This is a genomic window from Pseudomonas sp. AFG_SD02_1510_Pfu_092, from assembly GCF_003331055.1.
Classification (GTDB): domain Bacteria; phylum Pseudomonadota; class Gammaproteobacteria; order Pseudomonadales; family Pseudomonadaceae; genus Aquipseudomonas.
The window spans coordinates 1-362 of record NZ_PUQD01000137.1; the positions used below are offsets into that span (position 1 = coordinate 1).

Genomic DNA, 362 nt, shown 5'->3' on the forward strand with positions numbered 1-362 from the left:
ACGCCGCCTTCTGCCACGGACGGAGTCGCGGTCAAGGTCACGGTAGTGGTATCGATGGTATCGGTGACCTGGGTCACGGCTGGCGTCTTGCTGACATCCAGCTTCTCGAAATCACCACCGGTGGTGCCGGTAACGGTCACGCTCAGGTTGGCGGCATCGACATATACGTCGTCGCTCGGTGCGTCGATGGTGATCGAAGCTTCCTTCTGACCGGCTGCGATGGTGATGCTTTCGCCGTTGCTCAGCTTGATCACCAGATCGGTGCCGGCTTTGTTGCTCAGGGTCGCGGTGTAGGTGATCTTGCCGCCTTCGGCCACGGTGTCGGTCGCGGTGAGCGAGAGCGTGGTGATGTCCGGGGTTGC

General features: G+C 61.6%; 1 protein-coding gene. It reads right to left on the reverse strand.

Going from position 1 to position 362, the window contains the following annotated elements; translation table 11 throughout:
* The coding region (locus tag C6A77_RS25595; protein ID WP_161959696.1) for an immunoglobulin-like domain-containing protein at positions 1–362 on the reverse strand (362 nt) is incomplete at both ends.